Source organism: Oscillibacter sp. (assembly GCF_032018205.1).
Lineage (GTDB): Bacteria > Bacillota > Clostridia > Oscillospirales > Oscillospiraceae > Oscillibacter.
Map to the genome: position 1 here is coordinate 145808 of NZ_DALZOY010000001.1, position 24290 is coordinate 170097.

The following is a 24290-nucleotide window of genomic DNA, read 5'->3' on the forward strand; positions in this document are numbered from 1 at the left end:
AGCGCGATTTTCAGGTTACAGGTCCTGCTTTTGCCCAACGCTTGCCGGAAGGGCCTCATATGTGCCGCTTCCGTCGGCTCCGGCGGGGGCCTTTTCCGCCGTGTCGGCTTCGGGAGAGAGGTCTACCACGTTGTCGGTCGGGGCGCTGCCCGCCGCTCTGTCCTCCCGTGCCAGAAGGAAGATGGTGGCGAGAATCAGGAGAAAGCCGATTAGGTCCGCGGGAGAAAAGGCCGTGCGCAGCCACAGGGCGGAGCAGACCGTGGCAGACACCGGCTCTGTGGCCGCCAGCATGGAGGACTTCACGGGCCCGATGTCGGAAATGCCCTGCATAAACATGGGGAACGCCAAAGTGGAACCCAAAATCACCGCGCCAGCCACCGCCAGCCAGCCCTGCCAGGGCAGATTCACGGAATAGCGCCAGCTCCGGGCTGTGAGATTGATGAACACGCCGCCAATCACCATACCCGCTCCGGTGACCATCAACTGCCCCCAGCGCCGCACCAGCACACGGGGAAGTAGGGTATAAGTCGTCGCCGCCACAGCGGTGAGCAGGCCCCAGAAAAGCCCCCTCACGGAAAGAGACATCTGCCCGGGGTTGCCGCCGGTGGCCAGAATGAAGGTTCCTGCTAGGGCCAGCAGCAGAGCCGCAATTTGGATGCCGCTGGGCAGCGTCCGGGTATGGGCGCAGGTGATGAGCATGACCAGCACAAGGCTTAGAGTTTGCAGCACCGTGGTGGTGCCCGCGTTGCTGTACCCGATGGCAGTCAGGTAGGCATACTGGCACATCAGCAGGCCAAACAGGCCGAAGACTGCCAGCTTTGCAAGTTCCCGGGGTTGGCGAACCAGCGCCAGCAGATCCCGCCCATATCTGGGCAAGATCAGCAGCGTCAAGATTCCGCCGCCCATCAGCGTTCGCACGCACACCAGCCAAATGGACGGCACGCCAAAGGTTTCAAACAGATATTGCCCGCAGGCACCGGAAACGCCCCAGAAAACGCCGCCGACTGCGGAGCACAGAGTGCCCCGCAGGGCGCGTTGCTTTTCCGTCATGAAAGTACCTCTCAATACATGGAGCCCCGGCGTGATCGCGCTGAGGGACCTGAAAAGCGCGGCTTCCCGTTGTTGCGGGAAGCCGCGCGGTATCTTCGATTCTAACGCATTTGATTATGGATTGCAAGGCCCATCCTCGGGGAGGAGGCTCTCGGTGGCCACACAGGCGACAATGACGCCTGCCCCCAACAGCCCTGCGGGACTAAGTCGCTCTCCCAAAAGAAGAAAAGAGAACAGCGCCGTTGTCACCGGGCAGATACTCTGCACCAGAGAAACCGTCCGGGCGGAAACGGCGGTCAGGGCCGCGTTTTGCAGCAAGAAGCCGCCCACCGTACAGGGAATCGCCAGATAGAGCACCACGCCCCACACCCCGGGCGTGGCGGCGGAGAGAGAGGACAAGCCCCCTTCAAGAAAGAAGGTGCAGGCTCCCGCCAGCACTGCCGCTGTGGCGGTTTGGACAGCGGAGAGGGTCAGCGGGTCCACCTGACACAAGGATTTTTGCCCCAGCACCAAAGTGCCTGACAAAAGCAAAGCCGTCAGCAGGGACAACACCTCCCCCAGGCCAAAACCGCTCAGACCGCCCCGTCCGCACAGAAGATACAGTCCTGCCACCACGAAAAGCTGAATGGGAATGTGTCTGCGGGAGTATTTCCGGCGCAGCAGCGCCAGCGCCAGAAGGGGCGTCATCACCGTGGAAAGGGACCGGAGAAATGCAACACTGGTGGCTGCGGAGAGGGTAATGGCCACATTGCCCACCACGCTTGCCAGGGCAATGCACAGGGCCGAACCAATCCAGTCCCGGACACGGCAGCGGCGCAGTCCCTCCGCAATCCGTCTCCCGGAAAACACAAAAAGCGTAAGCAGCGCCAACAGATACCGCACAAAAAGCAGGGTAAACACCGGCACCACGCTGAACGCGTTTTTGGAGATGGGGTCCCCAAAGCCAAAAAACAGACTTTGCAGCAGAATCAGGCCTACAGCCAGCCGGGGCGTCAGGCGCGGGGTGGAACTGTTTGCCCCGTCTGGCGGTTGGCCGTCCGCCCCCGGAGCGTCCGAACGCAAGGCGTCCGTCAATAGAGAGGAATCTTCCGTCAAGCGCTCCCCCAATTCGGGAATGGGCGCGTCAGGCGCATTTAAAATGTCACCCGACGGAGGGGGAAGCGCTTCCGGGGTTTCTGCCAAGGCTGTGTCAGACTGCCGTTCCATGCGCGATGCTCCCTCCCTTTTTGCGTAAAGTCGTTTTAAAACTTCCGCTTCTTTTCTGCGTCACAATAGGCGCAGCGGTAAACGTGCTTTTCCCGGTCGCTCAGAAGGAAAATGGAGTCCAACTGCGGTTCCTCCGCCGTGATGCACCGGGGATTTTTGCAGTGGATGATATTCGTGAGCCGCGCGGGAAGCTCCAGATGCTTTTTCGCCACCCGCACACCGTCCCGAATGACGTTGACGGTGATGTTGGAGTCTATGTAGCCCAGCACGTCCAAATCCACTTCCATGGGAGAGTCGATTTTAATAATGTCCTTTTTGCCCATCCGCCCGCTGCGGACGTTTTTGATAATGGCCACGGAGCAGTCCAACAGGTTCAGATGCAGATACTTGTAGATGTCCATGGATTTTCCGGCCTGAATGTGGTCCAGCACCACGCCGTTTTGAATGCTGTCGATATTCACTGGCAAGCCCTCCTTCATTCTGCGCACAGGCCCAGCAGCAAAAGAATCAGGGCCATGCGGATAAACTTTCCGTTTTTTACCTGCCCGAAATAGCAGGCCCGGGGGTCGTCGTCCACTGCCACGGCAATTTCATTCACCCGGGGAAGAGGGTGGAGAATACACAAATCCTTCTTTGCGGGAACCAGCTTCTCAGGGTCAAGAACATAAGTGTCTTTCAGGCGGATATAGTCCGCCTCGTTGAAAAACCGCTCCTTTTGCACCCGGGTCATGTACAGGATGTCAAGGTCTGGAATGGCGTCTTCCAGTGAGTCCGTCTCCCGATAGGAGAGGCCCTGCTTTTCCAGCACGTTTTCCTTCAGGTAGCCCGGCAGCTTCAGTTCTTCCGGAGAGATAAACACAAACTGGATGCCGCTTTGCCGGGCAAGCGCGTTCACAAGAGAATGGACCGTGCGCCCAAACTTTAAGTCGCCGCAAAAACCGATGGTAAAATCGTTCAGCCGTCCCTTTTCCCGGTGGATGGTCAGAAGGTCTGTCAGGGTTTGGGTGGGGTGGTTGTGGCCGCCGTCTCCGGCGTTGATAATGGGGACCTCCGCGCGCTGCGCGGCGGCGAAGGGCGCGCCCTCCTTGGGGTGGCGCATGGCGATGATATCGGCATAGCAGCTCACTGTGCGCACGGTGTCGGTCACGGTTTCGCCCTTGGCAGTGGAGGAGGACGACGCTTCGGAAAAGCCCAGCACGCTGCCGCCAAGGGCCAGCATGGCGGATTCAAAGCTCAGCCGCGTGCGGGTGGAAGGCTCGAAAAACAACGTGGCAAGCTGTTTGTGGGCGCAGAGGTCCTGGTATTTTGCGGGATGGTCAATCATGTCCTCCGCCGTGGCGATCAGGCCGTCAATTTCGGCGGGGGTCAGGTCGGTGATGTCGATGAGGTTTCGGTTTGACATGGAGATGCTCCTTTCCTGTGTACCGCAAAGGGGATTAGACTGTCATCCAGCTCTCGTCGCCGGGGTTGGCGCGAAACTGCTTCAGGCGGCGGATGTCCTCGGACTTGATTTTTCCCTCCTGCGCCGCCACCTCACATACCGCGTCGAAATTGCTCAGGCTGAAATTTACCACGTCGGCAGATGCCAGCCGGTCAAGGCCCTTTTGAAGGCCATAGGTGAAGATGGAGGCGATGCCCAGCACCTGCGCCCCGGCTTCCCGCAGAACGTCTACCACCTCAATGCAGCTTCCGCCGGTGGAAATTAGGTCTTCCACCACCACGACCTTCGCGCCTTTTTCCAGCTTGCCCTCGATCTGGTTGCCCCGGCCGTGGTCCTTGTGGCCGGAGCGGACATAGCCCATGGGCAGGCCCATGAGATGGCCCACAATGGCGGCGTGGGCAATGCCTGCGGTGGAGGTGCCCATCAGCACCTCGACCTGGGGAAACCGCTCCCGAATCAATGAGACAAGCCCCTCCTCCACATGGGTACGCACCGCCGGTGCGGTGAGCGTCAAGCGGTTGTCGCAGTAAATGGGGCTGCGGATTCCGCTGGCCCATGTGAACGGCTCGTCCGGCCGCAGAAACACCGCGCCGATGGATAAAAGATCGTGGGCAATCTCGTGTTCCATATTCATATCCTTCAGTCTCCTTATGATTTAATGGGTAAATGCTGACGAAAAAACTTGCTTAGTCTCCCAGAAACTCCCGCACCGCGCGGCGGTAAGCCGCAACGGGGTCCTCCGCCTGCGTGATGGGGCGGCCCATCACCAGATAATCGCAGCCGCTATTTCCCGCCCGCTCGGGGGTCATGACGCGCTTTTGGTCCCCAGCGTCCCCGTCCGCAAAGCGGACGCCGGGTGTGACGGTGAGGAAGCTTTCGCCGCAGGCGGCCTTTACGCCCGCCGCTTCCAGCGGAGAACACACCACGCCGTCAAGGCCGGACGCGGCGGCATTTTTGGCGTAGGAGAGCACCGTCTCCTCCATGGAAAGGTCAATCAGCAGCTCGTTTTTCAGCGTCTGGGGATCGGTGGAGGTAAGCTGGGTCACGGCAATCAACAGGGGGCGGGTTCCGTCCGGGCGGGTAAGCCCCTCCAGCGCGGCGCGCATCATTTCCGATGCGCCGGCAGCGTGGAGGTTCACCATGTCCACGTCCAGACGGCTGAGGACCCCCATGGCCCGCTTCACAGTGTTGGGAATGTCGTGGAGCTTTAAGTCCAGAAAGATTTTGTGGCCCCGGTCCTTGATTTCGCGGACCATGTCCGGCCCTTCGGCGTAAAACAGTTCCATGCCGATTTTTACATAGGGCTTCTCCCTAGCGGGAAAGCGATCCAAAAACGCCAGAGCCTCCGCGCCCGAGGGAAAGTCCAGAGCGATAATGATGTCCTTATGCATAATGTGCGCCTCCTGTCAGTTGTGAGATTTCCGTCATGCCCAGCCGCTCGCACACGGCGGGCAGTTTTTCAATAATCGTCTTGCAGACGGCGGGATTTTTCAGGTTTGCCGCGCCGATTTCCACGGCGGAAGCCCCCGCCAGCAGCATTTCGCACACGTCCTCGGCGGAGCCTACCCCGCCGCAGCCGATGATGGGCAGGTTTGTGGCCTCGTACACGTCCCACACCATCCGCAGCGCCACCGGGAACACGGCGGGGCCAGACAGGCCCCCGGTGCGGTTTGCAAGCAGGGGACGCTTTGTGTGCAGGTCGATGCGCATGCCAAGCAAAGTGTTGATGAGACACAGGCCGTCCGCCCCCGCATCAGCACAGGCCTGGGCAATCTGGGCAATGTCCGTCACGTTGGGGGAGAGCTTGATGAACACCGGCTTGTCCGTGGCGGCTTTTACCGCCGCCGTCACCTCCGCGGCGGCGGCGGGGTTGGAGCCGAAGTTTTTCCCACCTGCGTGGACGTTGGGACAGGAGACGTTTACCTCAATGATGGCGACCTGCGGACAGGCGTTTAATTTCCGGCAGTTCTCCGCGTATTCCTCCACGGTTTCGCCGCCGATGTTGGCGATGACCGGGCCTTGAAAGATTTTTGAGATATGGGGCAATTCCTCTGTAAGCACCGCGTCAATGCCCGGATTTTGCAATCCCACGGCGTTGAGCATTCCGCTTGCCGTCTCCGCAATGCGGGGCTGAGAGTTGCCAAATCGGGGATTCGCAGTAGTGCCTTTAAAGGAAAAGCTGCCCAGAATATTCAGATCGTAAACCTCGGCAAATTCCCGTCCGTAGCCAAAGGTGCCGGAGGCGGGGATGACAGGGTTTTTCAGCGTCACATCTCCCAGCTTTACGCGTAAATCTACCATACCAGCTCCTCCTTCCGGAACACGGGGCCTTCTTTGCAGACCCGGCGTGGGCCATTCGCTGTTTCGATGGTGCAGCCCATGCAGGCCCCAAAACCACAGGCCATTCGGGCTTCAAAGCTATACTGCCCGTCCGTCAGCCCCGGTAGGGACCAGACGGCCTTCAGCATTGGCGTGGGGCCGCAGACAAAGACGGTGGTGCAATCCGCTGCCGTGCGGGTCAGATCGGTGACAAAGCCCTTTGTGCCAAGGCTTCCGTCTTCCGTGGAGATAAAAAGGCGGCAGCCGAGGCCCGCAAATTCCTTGAGGTAAAACGCGTCCTTCCCGGTGCGGAAACCCAGCGCCACCGTGGGGCTGATTCCCCGTTCCAGCAGCCGCCCGGCAAGGCCGAACAGCGGGGCCGCGCCCACGCCGCCGCCAATCAAAATTGGATTTTTCGGACAGTTCTCAAGGTCAAATCCGTTGCCAAGGCCGGAGAGGGTGTCCAGCTCCGTCCCCGGCACGGAGCGCACTAGCTCCCGAGTCCCGTCGCCCACCACACGGATCAGCAGCAAAAGCGCGCCCTTGTCCCAGTTGGCCACGGAGATGGGGCGGCGCAGGGATTTTCCCGGCAGGGCAATGTTTACAAACTGTCCCGGTGCGGTGATGGCGGAGGTGTCTCCGGAGAGGACCATTTCATAGGTCTCGTCCGTGAGTTGGCGGGTGTGCTCCACGGTAAAGAGAGATTGTTTCATATGTCCTCCCGTTGAAAATCAGTGTAGACCAGCTCTCCGTCACAGACGGTGGCCGCCACCGCGGCGGACACCAGCCACCCGTCGAAGGGGGTGGCCCGGCCCAGAGTGCGGAACGCATTGCTGTCGATGCGGTGGGGGCGGTTCAGGTCCAGCACCGTCAGGTCGGCGGGCGCGCCGGGAGCGATTTCCCCGCCGCTCAAGCCGAAAATCCGTCGGGGGCGGAGGCACAGACGGTCCACCAGCAGTTCAAGAGAAACAAGCCCCGTGCGGACAAGCTGGGTGTATAAAACTGGGAACGCCGTTTCCAGCCCTACGATGCCAAAGGCGCTGCGACGCAGGCCCTTGGATTTTTCTTCAACGGAGTGGGGGGCGTGGTCGGTTGCGATGCAGTCGATGGTTCCGTCCGAAAGACCCTCCAAAAGCGCGTCCCGGTCCCGGGCGGCGCGCAGGGGCGGGTTCATTTTAAACCGCCCTTCGTCCTGCAACTCGTCCTCGCACAGCACCAGATAGTGAGGTCCCGTCTCGCAGGTGACGGGCAGGCCTTCGGCTTTTGCCTGACGGATAAGGTCCACGCTTTCTTTGGTGGAGATATGGCAGACATGATACCGGCACCCGGTTTCCCGCACCAGCCCGATGTCCCGCTCCACCTGCCGCCACTCGCTCTCCGACGAGATGCCGGGCAATCCGTGGGCCCTTGCAAAGGCCCCGTCGTGGATGCAGCCGCCGGGGATCAGCAATCCGTCTACCTCGCAGTGGGCCACAATGGGCCGGTTCAGCGCCTTTGCCGTTTTCATGGCGGTGCGCATCATCTCGTCGGACTGTACGCCCCGCCCATCGTCGGAAAAGCCGATGACGTGGGGGGCCATGCCCTCCATGTCGGAGAGGAACACCCCCTGCTCCCCGGCGGTGACGGCCCCGTAGGGATAGACATGCACCTTCGCGTCCCGGGCGATGATATCAAGTTCCGGCTGAAGCGTTTCCAAGCTGTCCGGCACCGGCCTCAGGTTTGGCATGGGGCACACCGCGGTGTAGCCCCCGGCAGCGGCCGCCGCCGTGCCGGACGAAATCGTCTCGTTATAAGAAAAACCAGGCTCCCGAAGATGTACATGCACATCGACGAAACCTGGAACAATAAAAAGACCATCCAATTTAATAACCGACTGATTATCACGGGGGAGAGAGGGGGAAACGGAAACAATACGGCCGTTCTCCACGGCAACGTCCGCCGTATGAAAAGAGCCGTTTGAAAATACGCTGCCGCCAGTCAGCAGAAAGCCCATGGTATACCTCCTCGGATCACATATTCTAACCATGCATTCTACCCGAATCCGAAAAGCTTGTCAATGGCGGATATCAAAAAACAAACGCCGGAATGGGAAAGCGCTTTGTATCTTTTCCCCATTCCGGCGGCAAAGGGGGGGCGCGTTGCGCCCCCGCTCCAATTTAGATTTATCGCAGCAGGCTGCGTCTGTGCCCTTGCCAGAGGGACGGGCCCAGCAGCAACATGGGAAACAGCTCCAGCCGTCCCGCCAACATATCAAAGCACAAAATCAGCTTGGATATGGGGGAAAATTCCGAGAAATTCCCCATGGGGCCAACGTCGCCAAGGCCAGGACCAATGTTGTTGATGCACGAGACGACGGCGGTAAAGGTGGTGACAAGGTCAAACCCGTCCAGCCCGATCAGCAGAGTGGACGTACCCATTAGCAGCATATAAACCACCAGAAAGACGTGAGTACCCCGCAAAACCTTGCCGCTGACTGCTCGATCCTCAACCCGGACGGTGGCCACGGCGTTGGGATGCAACATCTGACGCATGTCGCTGAGAGCTGTCTTAAAGAAAATCACCAGACGGGCAATTTTGATGCCGCCGCCCGTGGATCCTGCACAGGCCCCCGCAAACATCAAAAGAACCAGCACCACCTTGGAGTAGGTGGGCCAGAGGTTGAAGTCTGTGGTGGCGTAGCCCGTGGTGGTGATGACGGAGGACACCTGAAAGAAGGCGTAGCGCAGCGCCGTTGCAAAAGAGGAGAACAGGTGAGAAATATTCCACGCAATGGTGACGGTAGAAACCGCCACAATGGCAAGATAGGTTCGCAGTTCCTCGGAGCGCAGGGCCTCCCGCGCCCTGCCCATAATCAGGAAGTAATAGAGATTGAAATTTACGCCGAACAGCAGCATAAAAATGCCGATGACCATATCGAAATAGGGGCTGTTATACGCACCTATGCTGAGGATTTTGGAACTGAAGCCGCCGGTTCCGGCGGTTCCAAAGGCGTTGATACACGCATCAAACGCCGACATCCCGCCCATCAGCAGCAGAACAATCTCCACCACCGTCATCAAAAGGTAGATACCGTAAAGAATTTTCGCGGTGTCTCCCAGACGGCTTACCAGCTTTCCCACAACAGGGCCGGGAACCTCCGCCCGCAGGATGTGCATTTCATGCCCGTCGGTGGTGGGCAGAATGGCCATGACGAACACCAGCACGCCCATGCCGCCCACCCAGTGGGTAAAGCTACGCCAGAACAGCATACCCTGACTCAAAAGCTCCACGTTTTTTAAAATACTTGCGCCGGTGGTAGTGAAGCCGGAGACGGTTTCAAAAAAACTGTCTATAAAAGAGGGCATGGAGTGGGAAAGATAAAAGGGCAGCGCGCCGAACAGGGACATCAGAATCCACGCCATCGCCACAATCGCCAAACCGTCTCTTGCATAAAGCGCCTTGGACCGGGTAGGGATAAGACTCAGCGGAATGCCGCAGAGGACCAGAGCCGCCATGGGGATTAAAAAGGGCTTCGCCGCCTCCCCGTACGCCATTGCAACCAGCAAGGGCAACGCCAAAAGCGCCGCCTCCACCAGCAGAATTTTGCCGAGGATGTTACAAATCATTCTTCTATTCAATGGATTGCCGTCCTTCTCAGCGCAAAATGTCGCGGATGTCGTGCAGGGTGCTTGTGGCAACCACAATCACGTCGTCCCCGGCGTTAATGGCGTCGGAGCCGGAGGGAATGACGATTTTTCCGCTTTGCCGCACAATGCCCGCCAGCAGAACGCCGGGGCGGAGCTTCAATTCCCGCAGAGGCACGCCGATGAGGGGGGAATCGGGATGAATGCCGAATTCCAGCGCCTCCACCTTGCCGCCAATCAGGCGGTGCAGCGTTTTAATCTGCGCGCCGGAGGCGTTTTGCATCGCCAAAACATATTGCAAAATCAGCTCCGTGGTGACGGAGCCGGTGGATACCACGCTGCCGATCAGTCCCGCGCCCGCCACCAGATCCACCAGAGGCTGACGGTTGATTTTCGTAATGACCTTGCAATTCGGATTCTGCCGGGCCACGCTGAGGGACATCAGGATGTTGGCCTCGTCCATGCCGGTGATAGACACAAAGCCGTCCGTCTGATCCAACCCCTCTTCCCGCAGCAGCTCGCTGTCCGCGCCGTCGCCGGTAATGACCAGCGCGCGGGGCAGCAGCTCGCTCATGTGGGTGGAGCGCTCCGTGTCCTGCTCGATAATTTTAACGGTCATCCCCATATCCAGAAGCTGCGCGCCCAGATAATAGCACAGCTTGCTGGCGCCCACGATCATCACGGAAGACGCCTTGCTTTTAAACACCCCCAGATGCCGGAAAAACTGCTCCAGCTCGTGGGCGGAGGCGGTGATGTAAATGGTGTCCCCCACCTGAAGGACAAAATCGCCGGAGGGAATGATCGTCTCCTCGTTGCGGGCCACCGCGCAAATCAAAACCTTTGCCTTCAGGCTTTTCTGCAAGCTGCTCAGGCGCATGCCATCCAGCGTGCTGCCGGGGTCCAGACGGTATTCCACCAGCTCCAGCCGCCCCTTGGAAAAGGACTCCACCTTCATGGCGTTGGGATAGCGCAGGACGCGGGCAATCTCCCGGGCGGTGGCCCGCTCGGGATTGATGGCCATGGACAGACCCAAAGTGCTTCGCATATAGCGAAGCTGCTCTCCGTATTCCGGGTGGCGGATGCGGGCGATGGTGTATTCCACGCCCAGATACTTTGCCACCAGACAAATCAGAATGTTCAGCTCGTCGCTGGGGGCGGTGGCGATGAGCAGCTCGGTCCGCCCCGCGTCCGCTTCTTTTAACACTTCGGCGCTGGCGCCGTTGCCGCATACGCCCATCACGTCGTAGACGTTGACAGTGTGCTCCACAAGCCGGGGATTTTGGTCGATCACGGTAACGCTGTGTTCCCGGGAAAGACTCTGCGCCAGCGCCAGCCCGACTTTTCCGGCGCCCACGATGATGATTTTCATAGCTTACGAACCTCAAATTTCACAGTTGTTGTTATACGGCACGCGCCGTTAAGAAATCTTCACGCGATTCCATCACTGACATTATAGTGAATATTTCCGTAAAAGCAAATGTTATTTTTGACCTGAAGGCCCAAGACTGCTATACTTAGAGAAATTTAACGGAATGCAAGCGGAGAAGAGCGGAGTAAACGATGAAAAAGCTGGTAGTCGGGATATTGGCCCATGTGGACGCGGGGAAGACCACTCTGACGGAGGGACTTCTCTACGTGGGCGGCGCGCTGAGGCGTTTGGGCCGTGTGGACCATGGAGATGCGTTTTTGGATACCTTCGCGCTGGAGCGGGAGCGAGGCGTCACCATTTTTTCAAAGCAGGCGGTGCTGCCCCTTGAAGAGCGGGAGCTGACACTGCTGGATACCCCCGGCCACGCGGACTTTTCCGCAGAGACGGAGCGGACGCTCCAAGTGCTGGACTGCGCGGTGCTGGTCATCAGCGGGGCGGACGGAGTACAGGGGCACACGCTGACCCTTTGGCGGCTGCTGCGGCGATACGGCGTGCCCACCCTCCTGTTCGTGAACAAAATGGACCAGCCGGGAACAGACCGCGCCGCGCTTCTTGCGGAGCTGAAGGGAAGGCTGGACGGCTGCTGCGTGGATTTTTCCCGGCCTTCTTCAGAGTGGGAGGAGGAAACCGCCCTGTGCGGCGAGGTCGCCATGGAGGAATACTTATCCTCCGGCACGCTGCGGGACGAAACCGTTGCGGAATTGGTTGGCGAGGAAAAGCTGTTCCCCTGCCTGTTTGGCGCGGCCCTGCGGCTGGACGGAGTGGAAGAACTGCTGGATTGCATGATACGGTTTGCCCCGGTACCGGTATACGGTGAGGAGTTTGGCGCGAAGATCTATAAAATTTCCCGTGATGCGCAGGGTGCGCGGCTGACCCATTTAAAGGTCACAGGTGGAACTCTGCGGGTGAAGGACCTGCTCTCCGGCAGTCGGGACGGGGAGGACTGGCAGGAAAAAGCGGACCAGCTTCGGATTTATTCCGGCGCGAAATTCCGTCCTGCCGACGCTGCTGAAGCGGGGACAGTCTGCGCCGTGGTGGGCCTGAGTCATACCTTTTCCGGGCAGGGCCTGGGCGCGGAGTCCGCTTCCGCCCCGCCGCTGCTGGAGCCTGCTTTAACCTGTCAGGTGCTTTTGCCGGATGGCTGCGATGTCCACACCGCATTGGGTCAGCTCCGTCGGCTGGAGGATGAGGACCCTCAGCTCCGGGTTGTCTGGCAGGAGCGTACCGGGCGGATCAACGTGCAGTTGATGGGCCTTTTCCAGCAGGAGATTTTGCAGCGGCTTTTAAAGGATCGGTTTGATCTGAACGTAACCTTCGGCCCCGGAGCCATTGTTTACCGGGAGACAATTGCCGTCCCCGTGGTGGGAATCGGGCATTTCGAGCCTTTGCGGCATTACGCGGAGGTCCACCTTTTGCTGGAGCCGCTGGAACGAGGCGCGGGGCTGCGTTTTGCCACCGTCTGCCCCGAGGACACGCTGGCGTTTCCTTGGCAGCGGCTGGCGCTGAGCCAGCTTGCATGGAAAAAACACCCCGGTGTGCTTACTGGCGCGCCCGTTACGGACATGAAAATCACGTTGCTTGCGGGCCGTGCCCACGAAAAGCACACCGAGGGGGGCGACTTTCGTCAGGCGGCGTGGCGGGCCGTGCGTCAGGGGCTGATGGGCGCGAAAAGCCTCCTACTGGAGCCGTGGTATGAGTTTTCTCTTTCGGTTCCTCAGGCCCAGACAGGCCGCGCCATGGCGGATTTGCAGCGGATGGGCGGGGAGCTTGCCCCGCCGGAGACGCAGGGAGAGCAAGCGCTGTTCACCGGCGCGGCCCCGGTGTCCGCCCTGCGGGATTACGGGGCGGAGGTGGCCGCCTATACCAAGGGACAGGGACGGCTGTCCTGCGCCCCCGGCGGCTATCGGCCCTGCCCAAGACAGGAACAGATTGTGGAGGAGACGGGCTACGACCCGGAGCGGGATTTGGATAATCCGGCGGACTCTATTTTTTGCGAAGGAGGCGCGGGCCATGTGGTAAAATGGCGGGACGTTCCCGCCCGTGCTCATGTGGACAGCGGCTTTTCCCCGGACGGAACGCCCGTGAAGAAAAGCGATTCCGGCCCCTCCGCCGCCCGCTCCGCCGCCTACGCGGGAACAATGGAGCAGGATAAGGAGCTGCGGGCCATTTTCGAGCGGACCTACGGCCCGGTGAAGCGCAGGACTTTTCAAAAGCCCATGCCCGCCGCCGATGCGGCTCCGGCGTATCGCGCTTCGCCCCCGCCCGCCGGACCGGAATACCTTCTGGTGGACGGGTACAACGTCATTTTCGCATGGGACGAGCTAAAAGTTGCCGCCGGGCAAAATCTGGATGCGGCGCGCCGGATGCTATGCGATTTGATGAGCGATTATCAGGGGTTTCGCAAGTGCCGGGTCATCGTGGTGTTTGACGCTTATAAGGTCAAGGGCGGCTTGGAGACCGTGGAAAAGTACCACAACATTCATCTGGTCTATACCAAGGAGGCTGAGACGGCGGACGCCTATATCGAAAGGACTACCTATCAGCTTGGACGGGAACACCGGGTGCGGGTCGTCTCCTCCGACGCCGCCGAGCAGATTATCATTCTGGGCCACGGAGCGCTGCGGGTTTCCGCCGCCGCTTTCCGGGAGGAAATGGTGCAGACCCAAGGGGAAATCAACGCGGTCCTGCAAAAAAACAATCTCGCCGGAAAGGTCCGCCCTATGCGGGAAGCGCTGACAAAAGCGCTGGAGCGGAGGGAACAAGCCGGGGAGGAGACCGGAGACAATTTTTCCGGCGGACGGTGAAGACAAACAAATCGCGGTTTGCGACGAAGTCCGCCCCTTGCGGAGCGGCCGTAGCCTTGCTATAATAAGGAATGCACCCGGCTATTTACCGGGACTTGGGGCATAGTTTCGACAAAATCGGATACATTAACCCAAGAGGTGATGAATTGTGACGGCTAATACCTGCTGGACGCTGTTTTGGACCACCGGCGCGCCGGAATACTATGCCATGTACCGGGAATTTCTGGAGACAAACGCCCCGGAATGAGGAGGGGAACCTGTGAGCGACCTTGTGACCCGGGGCGCGGTGCTGCGGGAGACGGAGACGAAGGAATCGGACAAAATCCTCACCGTGCTTACTCCCGACCACGGGAAAATTTCCGTGATTGCCAAGGGGGCGCGGCGGAAAAGCAGCCGCTATGCCGCCGCCTGCCAAACCCTTGCATATAGCGAGCTGACGCTGAATCGCCGTGGGGACTGGTATTATTTAAACGAGGGAACCACTCTGGCCCTGTTTGACGGATTGCGGGCGGATTTTGAAGCGCTGGCGCTGGGGTTTTACTTTGCAGAGTTGACGGAGGCCGTTTCCTCTCCCGAAATTTCCGCGCCGGAGCTTTTAAGCCACCTGCTGAACGGTTTATACGCATTGGACACGCTGAAAAAGCCCCGGGCGCTTGCCAAGCCCGCGTTTGAGTGGCGGCTGATGTGCCTTGCGGGGTATGAACCGCTGGCGGACGGCTGCGCTGTGTGCGGCGAGGAGAATCCGGCGGATGCGCGGCTGGATCCGGTGCAGGGCGTTTTGCGCTGCGCCGCCTGCGGCGGTCCGGGTGGCGGGGAAACGCTCCCCTTGCGCCCGGAGGCGGTGGCCGCCCTGCGGCACATTGTCTATGGTCCGCCCGGACGGCTCTATGCATTTACATTAACCGGGGAGGCGCTGGGCCAGCTCTCCAACGCGGCGGAGCGGTATGTGGCCGTGCAGCTTGAGCGGAGCTTCCGCACGCTGGACTATTATAAAAGTTTGTCGAATCTCTAATACATTTTGTACTATTTAGGATGTTTTATACGAAAAGGATTGTTTATGAGCGAATTGTTTCAAAAATCCATGCGGACGCTGGAGCTGCCCCGCGTGCTTTCCATGCTGGCGGAACAGGCCGTAAGTGACGAGGCCAAACGCCGCGTCCTTGCGCTGAGGCCGGAAACGGAGTCTGAGGAGGTTTTGCGCCTGCTGGACCAGACCGACGCGGCAAGAGAGTTGATCGGCCTGCGGGGCAGCCCTTCCTTTTCTGGGGTAAAACCCGTGGCAGAAGCGCTGGACCGGGCAGACCGGGGCGGCGGGCTGAACACCACGGAGCTTTTGACCATCGCGGGTCTTTTAACCGCCGCCCGGCGAACCCGGGAATATTTTTCCGATGGCGCGGGAGAGAAGACCGCCGTGGACCACCTGTTTTTATCTCTCCACGGCAATCGGTTTTTGGAGGAGCGGATTAAGTCCGTCATTCTGGACGAGGACACGATTTCCGACAACGCCAGCCCGGAGCTTAACGACATCCGCCGCAAGATGCGGGCGGCGCAGGCGAAAAGCCGGCAGGTGCTCCAGCGGATTATTTCCTCTCCGACTTACAGCAAGGTTTTGCAGGAGAGCATCATCACCCAGCGGGACGGGCGGTTTGTGGTGCCTGTGAAGGCGGAGCAGAAGGGGGCGCTGCCGGGGCTTGTCCACGACGTGTCCTCCACCGGGGCCACCTTGTTTGTGGAGCCAATGGGAGTGGTGCAAGCCAACAACGAGTACATCGAGCTGGAAGCGAAGGAGAAAAAAGAAATCGAGCGGATTCTCGCCGAGCTGTCCGCCGACGCGGCCAACCACCGGGAGGATATTCAAGGGGATTATGACGCGCTGGTGCGGCTGGATCTGATTTTCGCCCGGGGCCAGCTTTCTTATAAGCTGGACGGCGTGCGCCCCGCGCTGAGGCGGGATGGGGCGGTGGTCCTCCGCAAAGCCCGCCACCCGTTACTGGACAAGGCAAAGGCCGTGCCCATTGACATTGAAATCGGCGACAGCTTTGACACACTGGTCATCACTGGGCCCAACACCGGCGGCAAAACCGTCAGCTTGAAAACGCTGGGTCTTTTAACGTTGATGGCCCAGTGTGGACTGCACATTCCGGCTGCGTCCGGGAGCCAGATTTCCGTATACGAGCGGGTGCTGGCGGACGTGGGAGACGAGCAGAGCATCGAGCAGAGCCTATCCACCTTCTCCGCCCATATGACCGGCATCGTTCAGATTCTCAAGGAGACCGATAAGCGAACCTTGGTGCTGTTTGACGAGCTGGGGGCGGGAACGGACCCAGTGGAGGGCGCGGCGCTGGCCGTGGCCATCATCCAGCGGGTGCGCCGCTCCGGCGCGAAACTGGCGGCCACCACTCATTATGCAGAACTGAAAACCTTTGCCATGACCACCGCCGGGGTGGAAAACGCCTCCTGCGAGTTTGACGTGGAAAGCCTGCGGCCTACCTATCGGCTGCTGATCGGCATTCCGGGAAAGTCCAACGCCTTTGCCATCTCCAAGCGGCTGGGTCTGCCGGACGAGGTGGTGGAGGAAGCCAAGGCCCAGATGGCGGGAGACAGCGTCCGCTTTGAAGATGTTTTGACCCAGTTGGAGCAAAAACGGCAGGCCTTGGAGAAAAAGCAGGCGGAAACCGACCGGCTATATCAGCAGCGGGAAGAAGACGCACGCAAGGCTCGGGAATTTCGCACGCAGATGGAGAAGGCGCGGGACAATGCCCGCAGCCGGGGCGAGGCGGATGCCCGCCGCATATTGCGGGACGCAAAATCCGCCGCTGACCAAACCATGAACGAGCTGGCGGAGCTGCGCAGACAGCAGGCTAGGTCCGACGCGGCGCAGAATTTGAACGAAGCGCAGGCATCTATCCGCCGGGGACTGAACGAGGCAGAGGAAAAGCTGCGCAGCCGAGAGTTTGAGCCGGAGCCGATTCCAAAGCCCAGCCGCCCCATTCAAAAGGGCGATCAGGTGGAAATTCCCGGTGTGAAAACCCCGGCGGAGGTTGTCTCCGTGGGAAAAGACGGGGCGCTGCAATTGCAGGCGGGCCGGATGAAAATGACCGTGAAGGCCGACGAGGTGCGGCTGATTGAGGCGACCGAGCGAAAAAAGTCCACTCCGGCCCGCTCCAACCCGGACCGGCAGCTCTTGCGCCCCGCTGCCACCAGCGAGCTGGACATCCGGGGGATGGAGAGCATCGAGGCCGAGAGCGTGGTGGAAACCTTCCTTTCCGCCGCCGTGATGGGGCGGCTGGAAACCGTCACCATTATCCACGGCAAGGGAACGGGAGTTCTGAGAAAAGCCGTCCACGAGCTGCTGCGCCGGAATAAGGCGGTGAAGAGCTTCCGTCTTGGGGTCTATGGAGAGGGCGAGTCCGGCGTCACGGTGGTGACGATGAAATAAAAACCGCCGCCTTGGGGCGACAGAGATATTTTTGCGGGCCGCTGCCCCGAAAGGCGGCGGAATCAATTGATGAGGTGAAAGAGATGCAGGTTTTACCGAAACAGTATCACATTCAGTGCGCACCGGGGGACGTGGGTCGCTATTGCATTCTGCCCGGGGACCCGGGCCGCGTGGCTTCCATCGCCGCTTTGCTTGACGGCGCGGTGGAGGTGGCCCAAAACCGGGAGTATACAACATGGACGGGAACGCTTTTGGGAGAGCGGGTTTCCGTCTGTTCCACGGGCATCGGCGGGCCTTCCGCCTCCATTGCCATGGAGGAGCTGGTGAAGTGCGGGGCGGACACCTTTATCCGCACCGGCACCTGCGGCGGCATTGCGCTGGAGGTCCAGTCCGGCGACATCGTGGTGGCCACGGGGGCCGTGCGCTTTGAGCACACCAGCATGGAATACGCGCCCATCGAGTTTCCCGCCGTAGCGGACTTTGGGATTACCGGGCATCTGGCGGAGGCCACGAAGGCCCTTGGCTATCCTCTTCACACCGGCGTGGTCCAGTGCAAGGACAGCTTCTATGGGCAGCATAGCCCGGATAAATCCCCCGTATCTTATGAGCTTCTGCAAAAGTGGGAGAGCTGGAAGCGTCTTGGCGTGAAGGCCAGCGAGATGGAGTCCGCCGCCCTGTTTGTGGTGGCGGCGGCGCTGGGGGTGCGGTGCGGCTCCTGCTTCCATGTGGTTTGGAATCAGGAGCGGGAAAAGGCGGGCTTGGACCAGAATATGAGCGAGGATACCGCCGCCTCCGTGAAAGTGGCGGTGGAGGCCATGAAGTTGGTGATTGCAGCCGACCGCGCGGCGGAGAAATGAGCGGGACATGAGCTTTGAGGACCTGTGGAACGCGGCGCTGCCGGGCGGGATTTCGCTGACGTTCGGGAAGGTCGCGTCCGCCGTGGGCGTGCTGCTGGTCTGCCTGATCGTCATTCGGATTCTCATGCGGCTTCTCCGCCGGATTATGAGCCGCAGCAAGCTGGAGGAGCGGGTACTCAAATACCTGCTGATGGGCGTAAAGCTGGTGCTCTACATCATCACGGCAATCATTGTGGCGGACACGCTGGGCATCAATTCTTCGTCCTTTGTGGCGCTTTTGAGCGTGGCTTCTCTGGGGGTGACGCTGGCGGCGGAGGACATTTTGGGCAACGTGGCCGGAGGACTGGTGCTGTTGTCCTCTCGCCCTTTCACGCTGGGGGATTTTATCGAGACGGACGGCGTGTCCGGCACGGTGGAGGAAATGGCCCTGAACCACACGAAGCTGGTGACGCTGGAGGGGCTGACGGTGATGATTCCCAACCGGAAACTCTCCTCCGAAAAGCTGACCAACTATACCGCCCTTGGCCGCCGACGCATCTGCCAGAAGGTGAACGCGCCCTATTCCGCGCCGATTGACACGGTGAAGGCCGCCTGCCGGGCGGCACTGGAACGGACGGAGAGGATGCTGGCAGACCCCGCGCCCTCGGTTTACCTGACGGAGTGCCGCCCCAGCGCCATGGAATACAGCGTGTACTGCTGGGCAACCACGACAAATTACTGGGATGTCTATTTGACCCTTGGGGAAAACCTACGAAGGGTCTTTGAAGAGAAGGGCATCGAAATGGCCTATGACCATTTGAACGTCCACATTGTGGACGGAAAAAACGCGTAAAATAGTGAAAACACAAAAGTCCTGTGAGATTTCGGCGAAATCTCACGGGACTTTTTATGAAAATGTGGGTTGCAGTCCTAAATTGTAAGGGACTAATTAAAGCTCCCGCAGCTCGTACATATCCATGCGCCGGGCGGAGAGGATGGGAAGCTGGCTGCGCACGGACTCGATTTTGGAAAGGTCTAGCTCAGCATACAGCACCGTGGCCTCGCCCTCCGCGCGGCACAGAACTGTTCCCCAAGGGTCCACGGCAAGAGAGTTGCCGTAGGCCGCGTAGGACGCATCCATATTCCGGGCGGGGGATATCCCCACGGTAAAGCACTGATTGTCCACCGCCCGCTGGCGGAACAAAAGCTCCCAGTGGGCAGGTCCGGTGGTCATGTTGAAAGCCGCCGGGACGAAAATGCACTTTGCGCCCCGCAGAGCCATGCATCGGGCCAGCTCTTCAAACCGCAGGTCAAAGCAGATGCAAAGCCCCATGGGCCCAAACTCTGTGTCAAAGGTGGTAATCTGATCGCCGGGGGTGAGGGTGTCGGACTCAAAAAACCGCTGTCCGCCCGCTACGTCAATGTCGAAGAGGTGGGCCTTGCGGTGACGGGCAAGCTCCCGGCCCTGACGGTCGTAGACATAGGATGTGTTGTAAACGTTTCCGTCCGCAAGCTCGGGGACGGAGCCGCCCACGATATAAATACCAAGCTCCCCCGCAAGCCGGGAAAGCGCGGACTGCGCCTGCCCGCCCGCCGCTTCGCTAAAGTCACGGAAGCAGGCGCTGTCGTAAGGACAGCAGAACATCTCCGGCAGAACGGCAAAATCCGCGCCATTTGCAGCCGCTCCCCGAATTTTTTCGCAGGCAAGGGCAATGTCGGCAGTTTTGTCGCCGGTGCCGCCCGCCAACTGAATCAGCGCGACCTTCATAGAAACGCTCCTTTCCCGGGAAAACTCTGTTTCCCAGGCATTTTCATTTTCAAGGACCTGGCACGGACAGCGGGGTGAAAGCACTTACAGGCCGTTGACCACCCGCTCCGGCCGATTGCCGGACAGAACGCTCTCCAAATCCTCAAACAGCATTCGGTGTGCCGCGCGGAAAGCGGACTGCGCCGCGCCGCCGAAGTGAGGGCAGAGAATCAGTCTGTCCGGAAATTCCGCCGCCAGACGAACCAGCGGATGGTCCGCCCCGGCAGGCTCCGGCTCATAGCAGTCCAGCGCCACGCCCCCAAGCCTTTCCTTCCGCACGGCGGCGCATAAAGCCTCGTCGTCGATAATCGCGCCCCGGGCGGTGTTCACAAGGTAGGCCGTGGGCTTCATCCGGGCAAGAAATTCCCGGTTGACAAGTCCTCGGCTTTGGTCGTTTGCGGGCAGGTGGAGGCTGACGATATCGCTCACCGATGCCAGTTCCTCCAGAGGGAGATAGCGGGCGTTCAGCCGTGTCTCCGTCTCCGCGTCCCGGCGGTGGGGCGCGTAATAATACACCGTTGCGCCAAAGGGGCGCAGCCGCTCTGCCACCGCCTGACCGATGGCCCCGAAGCCCACCAGACCCACGGTGGAAACCGACAAATCTGCGGGAACGTCCTGCTCCACCAGCCGCACTGCCCCCGCCTGCTTACCCGCGCGAACCATGCGGTTGCCCCATAGAACCCGGTGCAGCAGCATACCCATCAAGGTCACGGACAGTTCGGAAACTGCCGCCGCGTTGCATCCGGCGCAGTTGCACACATAAATGCCCCGGGCCCGAGCTGCTTCCAGATCAATGCGGTCAAAGCCCACGCCCTCGGAGTGAATCAGCTTCAGATTAGGCATGTTGGAAATCAGTTCCGCCGACACGGGGGTCACTGGTATGACAAACAGCGCGTCTGCATCGCCTGCGGCAGCAAGCCACTCCGCCTCGGTTCCCTCGCGGTCGCAAAAAACCAGCTCCGCTGACTTGGCGGCGGGAAGGTCTGGACGAAAAGCGTCATAGCGGGATTTTGGAGCCAGCACCAATACTTTCATAAGCACAGTCCTTTTATTGTAAATTTTTTCCGTCCTCAGCGGACTTTTCCGACGAGGCTGCGGAACTGCCGTTCTTCTCGCCGGTTTTTTCTGTCGGATATAACGGTTCGGCGGTTTTCTCGTCGGGAGTTTCCGCTCCGTCTGTGGGTGTGACGTCCTCCGTGGGGGCTTTGGCTTCTTGGGAGGGGCGCTCTCCCTCTGGAGAGGATGCGGCGGTGTTCGCCGTGGTCTCCGTCGCCGGTTCCGGTAGTCCCTGCGCCGCGCGGACATCCCGGGGAGTAATTTTCATCAGGTCGTCCCGAGACACGGTTTCCATGGCTGCCAGCCGGTTGGCCTGATTGACCAGAAGCCGCTCAAAAATATTCCGCACGCCTCTGGCGTTGCCAAAAGAGATGGAATCTGCGTTTTCCTCCGCGATAAACTCCCGGACCAGCCGCCGGGTTTCCTCCTCCGGCTGATAGCAGCCCTTTTTGCACTGAATATCAAAAATGGACAGCAACTCCTCCGGAGTGTAGTCCTCAAAGTGCAAAAAGCGGTTGAAACGGGATTCGAGGCCGGGATTGGAATGGACGAAGTCGTCCATCAGTCCGTCATATCCGGCGACGATGACCACCAGATCGTCCCGGTGGTCCTCCATGGCCTTGAGGAGGGTGTCAATGGCCTCCTGCCCAAAGTCGTTTTCAGCCCTGCCGTTAAGGGCGTAGGCCTCGTCGATAAACAACACGCCGCCAAGGGCGGCGTCGACGACCTTGCCGGTTTTAATGGCGGTCTGGCCCACGTACCCGGCCACAAGGCCGCTGCGGTCCACCTCCACCAGATGTCCCTTGGAGAGAATGCCAAGGCTGTGGTAAATGCGGGCCATCAGCCGGGCCACGGTGGTTTTGCCCGTGCCGGGATTGCCGGAGAAGACCATGTGAAGACTCAAATCCGCCACCGGCAGGCCGTGGTCCTTGCGAAGCTGGTGAACCGCGGCCAGATCAATGAGGTTCTTCACCTCTTTTTTTACGGCGGTCAGGCCGATATAGCCGTCCAGCTCCGCCTGCAAGTCTTCAATTTTCTCCGGGGGCGGAGCAGGCTGCTCCGCAGGAGCCCCTTCGTCGTTTCCGGTGGAGGAGGCTGTGCCGCCGCTCTCTTTTGCTCCGCCGGTTTTCAGCGGAGGTGCTGGAGGGGGCGCAGACGGGGTCTTCGGCTCCGCAGGCTTCGGCGGAGCCGAGGGGTGGCCCCAGAAATCCGTTTCCATCCGGCGCAGGTTGTTTTCCGACATAGCGCGGATTACATCCAACTGCTGCAAAATAATCTGGTCCTTTTTGCTGATGTCTTTCCTGTCCATACGCTCACGCTTTCATTAAAGAGGTGTGCTCCAGCGCTCGGAACAAAAGTCCCGCCGCAAAGCCCGTCAAAGCCCCGGTAAACAGGGATACCCCAAGCAGAAGGGGAAGATAATAGAGAGGGGCCGCGTTGCCCAGCGTCAAAATCGCAGCCGCCACCTGACCGCAGTTGTGAGCTGCCGCGCCGCCCACAGACACGCCGTATACCGACAAAGGCCGGAATCGGGACAGCAGGAACATGGCCCCCATTGCGCAAAGCCCGCCAAGCAGGGAAAACAACAGCGCGTTCACGTTTCCCGCGAACAGCGCGCCCAGCGTGCACCGGGCAATGAGAATCAAAAGCGCCTGTCCCGCCCCCAGCGCGTACAGCGCGAAAACGGTGACGATATTGGCAAGCCCCAGCTTTACCCCCGGCAGGGGAATGGCAAGGGACAGGGGAAGCAGGTTTTCCGCATAACTCAGCGCCAGTGCCAGCGCGGTAAGCACGGCGCACAGCGTCAATTGTCTTGTCGTCAGCTTCATTTCTTCACCCCAGCACGGCGTCCACGCCGTTTTCTGTGTTTCCCGCCAGCATGACCGAAATCCGCGCCGGGAGACACACCACGCTCTGTCCGGACCGGTGAATTGCCCCGGTGCGGACACACACCTGATTGGGGCAGTCGGCCTCCAGCACCTCCGCCCCGTCGGGAGACAGGCGAAGACGGAGGGTATAGCTGTTTGCGGTCAGCTCCCGTACCTCCGGCCCGGCAAGAAGGGAAAGGTTTACCGTCTCCGTCACCTGTCCGTCCACGGAAATGACGGCGGAAAGCCCACTTTCCGCCCCGCGCCCCCACACGCCCAGCGCCAGCGCAGCGGCCAGCAAAATGACAAACAGCGCCACCAGCGCGTCGGCGGGTTTAGGCCGGATTTCCGGAGACTGTCTCATAGGCATAGCCGCTGCCGTCCTCCTGCTGAAATTTGTCCGCAAGGCCGTCGGTCACAAGAACCCGACCGTCCTCAGTTACCATTACAAGGTCAAAATCATAGACGCCGGAGCGCCAGAACTCCACGGCCTTTTCCTCACCCATCACAAACAGCGCGGTTGAAAACGCATCGCACATGGTGCCGTGACCGGGCCCATCGCCGTGCTCGTCTCCGTTTGCGGGGGCTACCACGGTGACGGAGGTGAGGCCGCTTTCGGCGGGATAGCCGGTGGCGGGGTTCAGAATGTGGTGATAGCGTTTGCCGTTTTCCTCAAAATACCGCTGATAGCCGCCGGAGGTGACGGCGTAGGCATCCGTCAGGGAGAGAACGCCCGCAAAGCCGGAGGGTTTTTGGGGGTCCTGCACGCCCACCCGCCAGGCGCTCCCGTCCGGCTTGCTGCCCCGGACATAAATGTTGCCCCCCAGGGATGCCATGGCGCTCGTCACGCCGCTTTCCGATAGAATCTGCTCGCACAAGTCAGAGGCATACCCCTTGGCGATGCCGCCCAGATCGATCTTCGTCCCCCCGTCCAAGGTAATCGTACCATCCCCGCCAAAGAGAATGTGGCTGCTTCCCACATGGGGCAGCAGGCGGTCCAGTTCCTTTTGCTTAGGAATCTGATAGTGGTCCGTGGTAAAGCCCCAGGCGGAAACCAGCGGGGCCACAGTAATGTCAAATGCGCCGGCGGTTGCGTCGCTGTATTCAATTGCGGAGGTAATAAGCTGCGAGATATCCGCTTCCTCCGCCGGCAGGCCCACCCCGGTATTCAGCCGGGAAATGGCGCTGTCTATGCGCGTGCGGGAAAGGCGCAGGTCCAGACTGTACAGCTCATCGCGCACCGCACTCACGGCGTTTTGGGCGTTGCCGTCATAGGCGGTGACAGACATGTTGGTGTCCATGGCATAAAATTCGGCGGAAGTACCTTCCTCCTGCCCGCAGGCGGAAAGACCCGTGATCAGCGCTGCGCACAGCGCGGCGGCAAGCAAACGTCTCATGTGTGTATTCCTCGT

General features: G+C 60.1%; 22 protein-coding genes. 5 read left to right on the forward strand and 17 right to left on the reverse strand.

Going from position 1 to position 24290, the window contains the following annotated elements:
• Positions 1 to 15 precede the first annotated feature (15 nt).
• The 11 genes from RTU96_RS00655 to trkA form a co-directional block, all read right to left on the reverse strand.
• Positions 16 to 1050 carry a DMT family transporter gene (locus RTU96_RS00655; protein ID WP_312634340.1) on the reverse strand — a complete coding sequence of 345 codons (1035 nt, stop codon included), beginning with the start codon at positions 1048 to 1050 and terminating at the stop codon, positions 16 to 18.
• A gap of 114 nt (positions 1051 to 1164) precedes the next feature.
• Complete coding sequence (locus tag RTU96_RS00660; RefSeq protein ID WP_312634341.1) at positions 1165 to 2256, reverse strand: DMT family transporter; 1092 nt, start codon at positions 2254 to 2256, stop codon at positions 1165 to 1167.
• A 35-nt stretch (positions 2257 to 2291) separates the two neighbouring features.
• Positions 2292 to 2717, reverse strand: a complete 426-nt coding sequence (locus tag RTU96_RS00665; RefSeq protein ID WP_293008712.1) for an aspartate carbamoyltransferase regulatory subunit — start codon at positions 2715 to 2717, stop codon at positions 2292 to 2294.
• Positions 2718 to 2731: 14 nt separating this feature from the next.
• The gene (pyrB, locus tag RTU96_RS00670) at positions 2732 to 3658 is read right to left on the reverse strand and encodes an aspartate carbamoyltransferase (RefSeq protein ID WP_312634343.1); all 927 of its coding nucleotides are present in this window, start codon (positions 3656 to 3658) and stop codon (positions 2732 to 2734) included.
• A 34-nt stretch (positions 3659 to 3692) separates the two neighbouring features.
• Entirely contained in the window at positions 3693 to 4331 is a 639-nt protein-coding gene (gene pyrE / locus RTU96_RS00675) for an orotate phosphoribosyltransferase (RefSeq protein ID WP_397356174.1), read from the reverse strand.
• A 52-nt stretch (positions 4332 to 4383) separates the two neighbouring features.
• Positions 4384 to 5088: an orotidine-5'-phosphate decarboxylase gene (pyrF, locus tag RTU96_RS00680; RefSeq protein WP_312634345.1), complete on the reverse strand. Its 705-nt coding sequence runs from the start codon at positions 5086 to 5088 to the stop codon at positions 4384 to 4386.
• Positions 5081 to 5998, reverse strand: coding sequence for a dihydroorotate dehydrogenase (locus RTU96_RS00685; protein ID WP_312634347.1), 918 nt, complete (start codon positions 5996 to 5998; stop codon positions 5081 to 5083). The genes pyrF and RTU96_RS00685 overlap by 8 nt, the downstream gene beginning before the upstream one ends.
• Positions 5992 to 6729 carry a dihydroorotate dehydrogenase electron transfer subunit gene (locus RTU96_RS00690; protein ID WP_312634349.1) on the reverse strand — a complete coding sequence of 246 codons (738 nt, stop codon included), beginning with the start codon at positions 6727 to 6729 and terminating at the stop codon, positions 5992 to 5994. Before RTU96_RS00690 ends, RTU96_RS00685 begins: the two co-directional genes overlap by 7 nt.
• Positions 6726 to 8009 (reverse strand): dihydroorotase, encoded by a 1284-nt coding sequence (locus RTU96_RS00695; protein ID WP_312634350.1) that lies wholly within the window; start codon positions 8007 to 8009, stop codon positions 6726 to 6728. Before RTU96_RS00695 ends, RTU96_RS00690 begins: the two co-directional genes overlap by 4 nt.
• A 169-nt stretch (positions 8010 to 8178) precedes the next feature.
• The gene (locus tag RTU96_RS00700) at positions 8179 to 9621 is read right to left on the reverse strand and encodes a TrkH family potassium uptake protein (RefSeq protein ID WP_312634351.1); all 1443 of its coding nucleotides are present in this window, start codon (positions 9619 to 9621) and stop codon (positions 8179 to 8181) included.
• A gap of 28 nt (positions 9622 to 9649) precedes the next feature.
• Positions 9650 to 11008, reverse strand: coding sequence for a Trk system potassium transporter TrkA (gene trkA / locus RTU96_RS00705; protein WP_294852649.1), 1359 nt, complete (start codon positions 11006 to 11008; stop codon positions 9650 to 9652).
• A 191-nt stretch (positions 11009 to 11199) separates the two neighbouring features.
• On the opposite strand from trkA, the gene RTU96_RS00710 reads away from it, so the two are divergent.
• The 5 genes from RTU96_RS00710 to RTU96_RS00730 all read left to right on the forward strand — a co-directional run bounded on the left by RTU96_RS00710 (position 11200) and on the right by RTU96_RS00730 (position 19000).
• Complete coding sequence (locus tag RTU96_RS00710) at positions 11200 to 13872, forward strand: TetM/TetW/TetO/TetS family tetracycline resistance ribosomal protection protein (RefSeq protein WP_312634352.1); 2673 nt, start codon at positions 11200 to 11202, stop codon at positions 13870 to 13872.
• A gap of 259 nt (positions 13873 to 14131) precedes the next feature.
• Positions 14132 to 14884, forward strand: coding sequence for a DNA repair protein RecO (recO, locus tag RTU96_RS00715; protein WP_312634354.1), 753 nt, complete (start codon positions 14132 to 14134; stop codon positions 14882 to 14884).
• 45 nt (positions 14885 to 14929) lie between these two features.
• A complete protein-coding gene (locus tag RTU96_RS00720) occupies positions 14930 to 17311 on the forward strand; it encodes an endonuclease MutS2 (RefSeq protein ID WP_312634355.1) in 2382 nt (793 codons plus the stop codon).
• Positions 17312 to 17394: 83 nt separating this feature from the next.
• Positions 17395 to 18168, forward strand: coding sequence for a uridine phosphorylase (gene udp, locus RTU96_RS00725; RefSeq protein ID WP_312634357.1), 774 nt, complete (start codon positions 17395 to 17397; stop codon positions 18166 to 18168).
• A 7-nt stretch (positions 18169 to 18175) separates the two neighbouring features.
• Positions 18176 to 19000 carry a mechanosensitive ion channel family protein gene (locus tag RTU96_RS00730; RefSeq protein WP_312634358.1) on the forward strand — a complete coding sequence of 275 codons (825 nt, stop codon included), beginning with the start codon at positions 18176 to 18178 and terminating at the stop codon, positions 18998 to 19000.
• 96 nt (positions 19001 to 19096) lie between these two features.
• Here the strand turns inward: RTU96_RS00730 and RTU96_RS00735 are convergent, their stop codons facing one another.
• The 6 genes from RTU96_RS00735 to RTU96_RS00760 all read right to left on the reverse strand — a co-directional run bounded on the left by RTU96_RS00735 (position 19097) and on the right by RTU96_RS00760 (position 24275).
• A complete protein-coding gene (locus RTU96_RS00735; RefSeq protein ID WP_312634359.1) occupies positions 19097 to 19915 on the reverse strand; it encodes a carbon-nitrogen hydrolase family protein in 819 nt (272 codons plus the stop codon).
• An 84-nt stretch (positions 19916 to 19999) separates the two neighbouring features.
• Positions 20000 to 20989 (reverse strand): NAD(P)-dependent oxidoreductase, encoded by a 990-nt coding sequence (locus tag RTU96_RS00740; protein WP_312634361.1) that lies wholly within the window; start codon positions 20987 to 20989, stop codon positions 20000 to 20002.
• 13 nt (positions 20990 to 21002) lie between these two features.
• Complete coding sequence (locus RTU96_RS00745) at positions 21003 to 22319, reverse strand: AAA family ATPase (protein ID WP_312634362.1); 1317 nt, start codon at positions 22317 to 22319, stop codon at positions 21003 to 21005.
• A 4-nt stretch (positions 22320 to 22323) separates the two neighbouring features.
• Complete coding sequence (locus RTU96_RS00750; RefSeq protein ID WP_294852663.1) at positions 22324 to 22839, reverse strand: Gx transporter family protein; 516 nt, start codon at positions 22837 to 22839, stop codon at positions 22324 to 22326.
• A 4-nt stretch (positions 22840 to 22843) separates the two neighbouring features.
• Positions 22844 to 23248: a NusG domain II-containing protein gene (locus tag RTU96_RS00755; protein ID WP_312634366.1), complete on the reverse strand. Its 405-nt coding sequence runs from the start codon at positions 23246 to 23248 to the stop codon at positions 22844 to 22846.
• A complete protein-coding gene (locus RTU96_RS00760) occupies positions 23214 to 24275 on the reverse strand; it encodes an FAD:protein FMN transferase (RefSeq protein ID WP_312634367.1) in 1062 nt (353 codons plus the stop codon). The genes RTU96_RS00755 and RTU96_RS00760 overlap by 35 nt, the downstream gene beginning before the upstream one ends.
• Positions 24276 to 24290 lie beyond the last annotated feature (15 nt).

What these genes read in the sequence shown, in the direction of transcription:
- pyrB (WP_312634343.1), bottom strand. Translation starts at nt 3,658, where the DNA reads ATGTCAAACCGAAACCTCATCGACATCACCGACCTGACCCCCGCCGAA.
- RTU96_RS00755 (WP_312634366.1), bottom strand. Translation starts at nt 23,248, where the DNA reads ATGCCTATGAGACAGTCTCCGGAAATCCGGCCTAAACCCGCCGACGCG.
- RTU96_RS00760 (WP_312634367.1), bottom strand. Translation starts at nt 24,275, where the DNA reads ATGAGACGTTTGCTTGCCGCCGCGCTGTGCGCAGCGCTGATCACGGGT.
- RTU96_RS00750 (WP_294852663.1), bottom strand. Translation starts at nt 22,839, where the DNA reads ATGAAGCTGACGACAAGACAATTGACGCTGTGCGCCGTGCTTACCGCG.
- RTU96_RS00660 (WP_312634341.1), bottom strand. Translation starts at nt 2,256, where the DNA reads ATGGAACGGCAGTCTGACACAGCCTTGGCAGAAACCCCGGAAGCGCTT.
- RTU96_RS00655 (WP_312634340.1), bottom strand. Translation starts at nt 1,050, where the DNA reads ATGACGGAAAAGCAACGCGCCCTGCGGGGCACTCTGTGCTCCGCAGTC.
- RTU96_RS00690 (WP_312634349.1), bottom strand. Translation starts at nt 6,729, where the DNA reads ATGAAACAATCTCTCTTTACCGTGGAGCACACCCGCCAACTCACGGAC.
- RTU96_RS00740 (WP_312634361.1), bottom strand. Translation starts at nt 20,989, where the DNA reads ATGAAAGTATTGGTGCTGGCTCCAAAATCCCGCTATGACGCTTTTCGT.
- pyrF (WP_312634345.1), bottom strand. Translation starts at nt 5,088, where the DNA reads ATGCATAAGGACATCATTATCGCTCTGGACTTTCCCTCGGGCGCGGAG.
- udp (WP_312634357.1), top strand. Translation starts at nt 17,395, where the DNA reads ATGCAGGTTTTACCGAAACAGTATCACATTCAGTGCGCACCGGGGGAC.
- RTU96_RS00720 (WP_312634355.1), top strand. Translation starts at nt 14,930, where the DNA reads ATGAGCGAATTGTTTCAAAAATCCATGCGGACGCTGGAGCTGCCCCGC.
- RTU96_RS00730 (WP_312634358.1), top strand. Translation starts at nt 18,176, where the DNA reads ATGAGCTTTGAGGACCTGTGGAACGCGGCGCTGCCGGGCGGGATTTCG.
- trkA (WP_294852649.1), bottom strand. Translation starts at nt 11,008, where the DNA reads ATGAAAATCATCATCGTGGGCGCCGGAAAAGTCGGGCTGGCGCTGGCG.
- RTU96_RS00745 (WP_312634362.1), bottom strand. Translation starts at nt 22,319, where the DNA reads ATGGACAGGAAAGACATCAGCAAAAAGGACCAGATTATTTTGCAGCAG.
- RTU96_RS00695 (WP_312634350.1), bottom strand. Translation starts at nt 8,009, where the DNA reads ATGGGCTTTCTGCTGACTGGCGGCAGCGTATTTTCAAACGGCTCTTTT.
- RTU96_RS00735 (WP_312634359.1), bottom strand. Translation starts at nt 19,915, where the DNA reads ATGAAGGTCGCGCTGATTCAGTTGGCGGGCGGCACCGGCGACAAAACT.
- RTU96_RS00700 (WP_312634351.1), bottom strand. Translation starts at nt 9,621, where the DNA reads ATGATTTGTAACATCCTCGGCAAAATTCTGCTGGTGGAGGCGGCGCTT.
- pyrE (WP_397356174.1), bottom strand. Translation starts at nt 4,331, where the DNA reads ATGAATATGGAACACGAGATTGCCCACGATCTTTTATCCATCGGCGCG.
- RTU96_RS00685 (WP_312634347.1), bottom strand. Translation starts at nt 5,998, where the DNA reads ATGGTAGATTTACGCGTAAAGCTGGGAGATGTGACGCTGAAAAACCCT.
- RTU96_RS00710 (WP_312634352.1), top strand. Translation starts at nt 11,200, where the DNA reads ATGAAAAAGCTGGTAGTCGGGATATTGGCCCATGTGGACGCGGGGAAG.